This window comes from Streptomyces sp. NPDC020801 (assembly GCF_044334385.1).
Taxonomy (GTDB): Bacteria; Actinomycetota; Actinomycetes; order Streptomycetales; family Streptomycetaceae; genus Streptomyces.
Genome location: NZ_JBIRST010000016.1, coordinates 209,132 through 215,575 on the forward strand (window position 1 = coordinate 209,132; position 6,444 = coordinate 215,575).

The 6,444-nt window shown below is 74.1% G+C and carries 5 protein-coding genes; all 5 read right to left on the minus strand.

Annotation, left to right across the window (positions count from 1 at the left end; all coding sequences use genetic code 11):
• Positions 1 to 8: 8 nt before the first annotated feature.
• The 5 genes from mptB to ACH4UM_RS29340 all read right to left on the minus strand — a co-directional run bounded on the left by mptB (position 9) and on the right by ACH4UM_RS29340 (position 6,105).
• Complete coding sequence (gene mptB / locus ACH4UM_RS29320; protein WP_398185579.1) at positions 9 to 1,403, minus strand: polyprenol phosphomannose-dependent alpha 1,6 mannosyltransferase MptB; 1,395 nt, start codon at positions 1,401 to 1,403, stop codon at positions 9 to 11.
• Positions 1,404 to 1,530: 127 nt separating this feature from the next.
• Positions 1,531 to 2,463, minus strand: a complete 933-nt coding sequence (locus ACH4UM_RS29325) for a glutaminase (RefSeq protein ID WP_398185582.1) — start codon at positions 2,461 to 2,463, stop codon at positions 1,531 to 1,533.
• A 43-nt stretch (positions 2,464 to 2,506) separates the two neighbouring features.
• Positions 2,507 to 3,916, minus strand: coding sequence for an aspartate ammonia-lyase (aspA, locus tag ACH4UM_RS29330; protein ID WP_398185615.1), 1,410 nt, complete (start codon positions 3,914 to 3,916; stop codon positions 2,507 to 2,509).
• Between the two features lie 427 nt (positions 3,917 to 4,343).
• Positions 4,344 to 5,360 carry an asparaginase gene (locus ACH4UM_RS29335; protein ID WP_398185585.1) on the minus strand — a complete coding sequence of 339 codons (1,017 nt, stop codon included), beginning with the start codon at positions 5,358 to 5,360 and terminating at the stop codon, positions 4,344 to 4,346.
• Between the two features lie 73 nt (positions 5,361 to 5,433).
• Entirely contained in the window at positions 5,434 to 6,105 is a 672-nt protein-coding gene (locus ACH4UM_RS29340; RefSeq protein WP_398185618.1) for a FadR/GntR family transcriptional regulator, read from the minus strand.
• Positions 6,106 to 6,444 lie beyond the last annotated feature (339 nt).

The window sequence follows — 6,444 nt, forward strand, 5'->3', positions numbered from 1 at the left end:
GCGCGCCCTCATGCCGTACGTCCCAGGGCCGGGGCCTGGGCGGCCTGGTGGGCCTGCCAGAGGGCGACCACGCCGAGCGCGCCGCCGGAGACGGCCAGGACGAGTTGCCCGGTGCCGGGCGGGGCGCCGCTCGGCAGCACGGCCAGCGCCAGTGCACCGGTCAGGGCCGCCGTGCGGTGCCGTGCCGGGGTGTCGGGCGCGGCGGCGGCGATCAGGAACAGGCCCCACAGCGCGTACCAGGGGCGGACGGCCGGGCCGAAGGCGGCCACCGCGGCCAGGCTCAGGCCGAGCGCGTACACCGGGCGCGGTCGCAGCCGTACCCAGATGACGAGCACGGCGGCCGCGGTGCCCACGAGGCCCAGCAGGTGCCATGCCGGAACGGCCAGCGGGGCCAGGTCGCTGCCCAGCCGCGCCAGAAGGGCGCCGGTGGCGCGGCCGAGCAGGCTGGTGAGCGCCCAGTTCTGCGCCGACACCGGGGTGCTGAGGGCCCGTATCCAGCCGTAGCCGGTGCCGGCGGCGGCGGTCGCGGCCACGGTGGTGGCGACCGTAGCCGCCACCGTGGTCGGGACGGCCCGGGCCGCGCGCCGCCCCCCGCGCATCTGCAGGAGGACGACCGCGGCGAGGCCGAGCGTGGCGGGCGCCTTGACCAGGGCGGCGAGTGTGACCAGCACGGCCCCGAGGACCGGCCACCGGCCAAGTGCCGCGACCAGTCCGGCACCCAGCAGTCCGAGCATGACGGCGTCGTTGTGCGCGCCGGCGACCAGGTGCAGGAGGACCAGCGGATTGAGGGCGCCGAGCCACAGCGCGGCGGACGGGTCGGCGCCGCTGTGCCGGGCGAGCCGGGGCAGCGCGGCCGCCATCAGCGCCACCCCGAGCAGCGCCACCAGCCGCATGCCGAGAAGTCCGGCGGGCAGTTGTCCCCGGGTCAGGCCGGACAGCGCGGAGGCGACGGCGAGGAACACGGGGCCGTACGGGGCCGCGGTGTGCCGCCACAGCGGGGCGACCTCGCCGGCGAGCGGGCCGCCGAGGCGGGCGGGGCCGTGCGCGTAGACGTCGATGTGCGCGTCGACCATCGCGCCCTGCGCCAGATAGCTGTACACGTCCCGGCTGAACAGCGGTGGCGCGATCAGCAGCGGGGCCGCCCAGACCGCGAGCACCAGCAGCAGGGCGCGCGGTGCCGGCGGCCGGGCGCTGCGGACGAGCCGTCCGAGCAGCGCCCAGGCCGCGATCAGCAGGACGACGCCGAAGTAGACGCCGACCAGACCGAGGGCGGCCTGGACGGAGGCGGGGGCCGGCAGTTCCCGGACCGGGAGCGCCCCGGCCGTCTCACCGCCCAGTGCGAGGCAGGCGGTGCCGGCCAGCCCGAGTACCTGGCAGCGGCGGAGATCGACGGGAAGAGCCATGGCCAACACTCGGGCAGCGTGTCAACACCGGGTGGCCGGGAATCGTCCGGCCGCCTGCCGGGCGGAGGCCTGCGCGTGACGGCCGCGTGATCAGGTGACCGGCACAAGGCGCACGGGGTGTGCGGGGTCAGAACACGGACAGTCCGGTGAGCGTCGTGAAGCGGTCCAGGGCCGCCACGCCCGCCACCGAGTTGCCCCGCTCGTCCAGTCCGGGGCTCCACACGCACAGCGTGCACCGGCCCGGTACGACGGCGATGATGCCACCGCCCACGCCGCTCTTGCCGGGCAGTCCGACGCGGTAGGCGAAGTCGCCCGCCGCGTCGTACGTGCCGCAGGTCAGCATGATCGCGTTGATCTGCTTGGCCTGGCTGCGGCTGAGCAGCCGGGTGCCGTCGGCCCGTATGCCGTGCCGGGCCAGGAAGGTGGTGGCGAGGGCGAGGTCGGCGCAGGAGGCAGCGATCGAGCACTGGCGGAAGTACTGCTCCAGCAGGACCGGCACCGGGTTGTCGATGTTGCCGTAGGACGCCATGAAATGGGCGAGGGCGGCGTTGCGGTCGCCGTGCGCGGTCTCGGAGGCGGCGATCTCCTGGTCGAAGTCCAGGTCCGCGTTGCCGCTCTCGGCGCGCAGGAAGCGCAGCAGTTCACCCGCGGCGTCGCCGGTACGGGTCTGGAGGCGGTCGGTGACCACCAGGGCGCCGGCGTTGATGAACGGATTGCGCGGGATGCCGTTCTCGTACTCCAGCTGGACCAGGGAGTTGAAGGGGTTGCCGGAGGGCTCACGGCCCACGTGCTCCCACAGTGCGTCGCCCTCGCGGGCCAGGTCGAGGGCGAGGGTGAACACCTTGGTGACGGACTGCGCCGAGAACGGCTCCTGCCAGTCCCCGACCCCGTACACCGTGCCGTCCAGCTCCGCGACGGCCATGCCGAAGGCACGCGGGTCGCGGGCCGCGAGCGCCGGGATGTAGCCGGCGGGGCGCCCGCGGCCGGGCGTGCGCTCGACCTCCTCGGCGATGCGCTCCAGGATCGGCTGAAAGGTCGGGGACGACGGGGGAACTGCCATGATCACTATTCTGCCCCCGGGCCGGTCCCGGCGCGCATCCGGGTCAGGCCGCCGGAGCGGCGCTGCCCGCGACGACCTCGGGACGCAGCAGGTCGGCGAGCCGCTCGGCCGGCAACAGGCCCTTCTCCAGGACCAGTTCGGCAACGCCACGACCGGTGGCCAGGGCCTCCCTGGCGATGTCGGTGGCGGCCGTGTACCCGATGTGCGGGTTGAGCGCGGTGACCAGGCCGATGGAGTTCTCGACCGTGGCGCGCAGCACCTCGGTGTTGGCGGTGATCCCGGCCACGCAGCGTTCGGCGAGCGTCAGGCAGGCGTTGCGCAAATGGGTGATGCTCTCCGACAGGGAGTGCAGGATGACCGGCTCGAAGGCGTTGAGCTGGAGCTGTCCGGCCTCGGCGGCCATGGTGATGGCGACGTCGTTGCCGATCACCTCGAAGGCGACCTGGTTGACCACCTCGGGGATCACCGGGTTGACCTTGCCCGGCATGATGGACGAACCGGCCTGCACCGGCGGCAGGTTGATCTCGCCGAGGCCCGCGCGCGGCCCGGAGGAGAGCAGGCGCAGGTCGTTGCAGCTCTTGGAGAGCTTGACGGCGATCCGCTTGAGCACGCCGGACATCTGCACGAACGCCCCGCAGTCCTGGGTGGCTTCGACCAGGTTGGCCGCGGTGACCAGGGGCAGCCCGGTGATGGCCGCGAGATGGCGGCGGGCCGACTCGGCGTATCCGGCGGGGGCGTTGAGGCCGGTGCCGATGGCGGTGGCGCCGAGGTTGATCTCCTGGATCAGCTCGACGGCCTCGGCGAGCCGGCTGCGGTCCTCGTCCAGCATGACGGCGAAGGCGGAGAACTCCTGCCCGAGCGTCATCGGCACCGCGTCCTGCAGCTGGGTGCGGCCCATCTTCAGTACGTCGCGGAACTCCACGGCCTTGCGGGCGAAGGTGTCCTGGAGGACCGCCATGGCCTTGAGCAGCCCGCGCACCGCGAACACGGTCGCGATCTTCACGGCGGTCGGGTAGACGTCGTTGGTGGACTGGCCGAGGTTGACGTCCTCGTTGGGGTGCAGGTGCCGGTACTCGCCCTTGGCGTGGCCGAGCAGCTCCAGCGCCCGGTTGGCGACGACCTCGTTGGCGTTCATGTTGGTGGAGGTGCCGGCGCCGCCCTGGATCACGTCCACGACGAACTGGTCGTGCAGCTTGCCGTCGCGGATCTCACGGCAGGCGGCGACGATCGCGGCGGCCTTCCCCGGCTCCAGCAGGCCCAGTTCCTCGTTGGCGAGGGCGGCGGCCTCCTTGACGGCGGCCAGGGCGTCGATCAGGTGCGGGTAGGCGGAGATCGGGGTGCCGGTGATGGGGAAGTTCTCCCTGGCGCGCAGGGTGTGGACGCCCCAGTAGGCATCAGCGGGGACGTCACGGTCGCCGAGCAGGTCGTGTTCGCTTCGGGTGGCGGCGGTCATGAGGGTGCGGTCCTCTTTCGGGTGGGCGAGGTGAGGGTTGTTCCAGGGGACGGGGACGGGGACGGGCCCGCTGGCAGGCAAGGGCGTGGTCGGCGGGGCTTCGTCGCCGTACGAGGCGGGCGCCTCGGCGCCGTACTCCGGCCGGCCGTACGGAACGGCACCGTGGAGGCGGGCGCGCGGCCGGCCGGGCCACGTCAGCAGCGGCGGCGGGACGAGCCGGTCGGGCATGGCCCGGCGCGCGGCCGGTCCGGTTCCACGGAGCCGACGGCCGCGTCGAGCCGTCGTGCGGCGGCCGACGCGCAACCGCCCCGAGGGCCGGCGCCCACGGGCAGACTCCGCCCGACCCCCGCACTCCACCCGGCCGGCGCACTCCGTCCGGCCCGCGTACTCCGTCCGGCCGGCACGCCCCGGCCGGCCCACCTCGTGATCACGCGCGGGCCGGCACCGGGGCGGGGTCGAGTGCGCGCACCGGGAGGATGCTGCCGACCGGTTCGCCGCCGCCTAGCAGCGGCTCGCCCGCGAACTCGGTGAGCAGGGCCGCATCCACGCCGGCCCGGGCGAGGGCGGCCGCGGCGACCGGGATCCGGGCCCGGTTCGCTCCGTCGGCGATCTTCACGGCGATGGCCCGGCCGTCCGGCAGCGCGGCGACCTGGACGCCCTCGAAGCCGTCCTTGGCGAGCAGTCCGGGGACGGCCCGCATCAGCGCGGCCACGTCCCGGCCCGAGCCGGACGCCATCTCGGCGTGCTCGCGCATCGCGTCGGCCACCCGAGCCTCGGGGGTGCCGGGTGCGGCGGTGGTGATCCGGGCGGCGGCGCGGGCGAGGCCGTGCAGGGAGACGGAGAACAGCGGCGCGCCGCAGCCGTCGACGGTGACCCGGGCGATGCGCTGCCCGGTCAGGTCCTCCACGATCCCGGCGATGGCCTGCTGGAGGGGGTGGGCCGGGTCAAGGTAGTCCTCGAGGGACCAGCCGTTGAGCCGGCAGGTGTAGAGCATGGCCGCGTGCTTGCCGGAGCAGTTCTGGGCGAGCCGGGAGGGCAGCCGGCCCTCGCGCACCCAGGCGTCCCGAACGACCGGGTCGAACGGCAGGTCGGTGACGTTGCGCAGGTCGTCCTCGGTCAGGCCGGCCAGTTCGAGGATGCGGCGGGTGCCGGCGAGGTGGCGCTCCTCGCCGGAGTGACTGGCGGCGGCGAGTGACAGCAGGTCGTCCGCCAGCGGCAGCCCGGCCCGCACCATGGCCACGGCCTGGAGGGGCTTGAGCGCCGAGCGCGGGTAGAACGCGGCCTCGATGTCGCCGAGCCGGACGTCGACCGAGCCGTCCGCGCCGAGGACGACGACGGAGCCGTAGTGGACGCCCTCGATCACCCCGCCACGGACGAGGTGGGCGACGGGGGCGTGGAGGGGTTCGCGGACGAGGGGTGCCTGCGCGGGGGGACTGCTGTACATCACTGCCTGCATCACTGGTGGGTTGAGGTGGTGGGACGGCGCGGGGTGCACGCGCGGGCGACTTGCTGTTCGCTCATGCCTCGGGTCCGCCTTCCACGGGGGCGCCCGCGGAGCGAACGATGTCGGTGAGGGTCGTCTCGACGCGGTCGAGGTGGTGGGACATGGCCTGTACGGCGTCCCGCTCGCTGCCGCCGGTCAGCGCCTCGACGATCGCCCGGTGCTCCAGGTTGGACTGCTCGCGGCGGCCGCCCAGCTCGTTGAGGAAGGCCGACTGGCGGGCCAGCGCGTCCCGGATCTCCTCGATGACCCGGCGGAAGACCGGGTTCTGGGCGGCCTGGGCGACCGAGAGGTGGAACAGGGTGTCCAGGGCGACCCACGAGGTCGTGTCCGTCTCCTGCTCCATCCGCTCCAGCAGATGGACCAGCTGGTCCAGGTCCTCGGGCGTGCGGCGCCGCGCCGCGTAGCCGGCGACCGGGATCTCGATGTGCCGGCGCACCTCCAGCAGGTCGCTGGCCGCGTAGTCGCCGAACGTGGGGTCCTCCACCGCGCTCGCGACGACGAAGGTGCCCTTGCCCGTCCTCGACACGGTCAGGCCCATGGTCTGCAGCGCGCGCAGCGCCTCGCGCAGCACGGGCCGGGAGACCTCGAGGGTGCGGCACAGCTCGGCTTCGGAGGGCAGCTTGTCGCCGATCGCGTACTCGCCGCGCTCGATGGCGCCACGCAGGTGGGTGAGTACCGCTTCCATCGCGCTGACACGCCGGGGCACCTGGCCACCTGTCTGGCTGTCTGACAGGTTCACGAGGCGATCCTCCGGGTGCGGGACGGGACTGTCAAGGCAAGTCCGAAGAAAATCCGAAGAAAAGCGGATGGAAATCCGAAGAAACCGGAAGAGGCCGGACTGGAACCAGAAGAAGATCGAAAGGAAACCGGAGGAAGACCGGAGGAAGACCGGGAACAAGGACGCGGGGGGGGGGGGGGGGGGGGGGGCGCGGGCCCCCCCCCCCCCCCCCCCCCCGGGGGCGGGGGGGGGGGGGGGGGGGGCGGGCCGCCCCCCCCCCCCCGCCCCCCCCCACCCCCCCCCCCG

Excerpts from the sequence above, each read along its gene's own strand:
- mptB (WP_398185579.1), bottom strand. The coding sequence starts at position 1,403 with ATGGCTCTTCCCGTCGATCTCCGCCGCTGCCAGGTACTCGGGCTGGCC.
- ACH4UM_RS29325 (WP_398185582.1), bottom strand. The coding sequence starts at position 2,463 with ATGGCAGTTCCCCCGTCGTCCCCGACCTTTCAGCCGATCCTGGAGCGC.
- aspA (WP_398185615.1), bottom strand. The coding sequence starts at position 3,916 with ATGACCGCCGCCACCCGAAGCGAACACGACCTGCTCGGCGACCGTGAC.
- ACH4UM_RS29335 (WP_398185585.1), bottom strand. The coding sequence starts at position 5,360 with ATGTACAGCAGTCCCCCCGCGCAGGCACCCCTCGTCCGCGAACCCCTC.
- ACH4UM_RS29340 (WP_398185618.1), bottom strand. The coding sequence starts at position 6,105 with ATGGAAGCGGTACTCACCCACCTGCGTGGCGCCATCGAGCGCGGCGAG.